The 514-nt window shown below is 63.4% G+C and carries 1 protein-coding gene and 1 pseudogene; both read right to left on the reverse strand.

Annotated elements, in window-relative coordinates; all coding sequences use genetic code 11:
- The coding region (locus tag EOA27_RS39640; RefSeq protein ID WP_145970952.1) for an ABC transporter ATP-binding protein at positions 1–358 on the reverse strand (358 nt) is incomplete at its 3' end.
- Positions 355–514, reverse strand: a pseudogene (locus tag EOA27_RS42865) (ABC transporter permease); the annotation flags it as partial. The pseudogene EOA27_RS42865 and the gene EOA27_RS39640, both read right to left, overlap by 4 nt.

Genomic DNA, 514 nt, shown 5'->3' on the forward strand with positions numbered 1-514 from the left:
GTTCCAGGATTATGCGCTGTTTCCGCATATGAGCGTCGACGCCCTGCATGCGCAAGCCGAAACCGACATTGCCGCCGACGCTCATATGCGGAAACAGCGCATAATCCTGGAACACGGTGGTCGTCGGGCGCTTGGCCGGCGGCACGGCGGTGCAGTCCGCGCCGCGGATGAACACCTTGCCTTCGCTGGGCGTGACGAAGCCGCCAAGGATCGACAGCAGCGTCGTCTTGCCGGAACCCGACGGCCCAAGCAGGATCGTGTAGCTGCCGGGGTCGATCGCCAGCGAGACGTTCTTCAGCACCGGCAACTGGCCGAAGCGGTGCGAGACGTTGCGGATGTCGACAAGGGGCGCGCTCATGCCGGCTTTCTCCGCAACAGCGTCAGTTCGAAAAACACCACCAGCACGATGGAGACGGCAAAGACCAGCGAGCCGACGGCATTGGTCTTGGGATTGAGGCCGGAACGCAGCAGGTTCCAGATTTCCACCGGCAGCGTCGTCTCGAAGCGGGTGAGC

The organism is Mesorhizobium sp. M2A.F.Ca.ET.037.01.1.1 (assembly GCF_003998075.1).
In the GTDB taxonomy this organism is placed as follows: Bacteria; Pseudomonadota; Alphaproteobacteria; order Rhizobiales; family Rhizobiaceae; genus Mesorhizobium.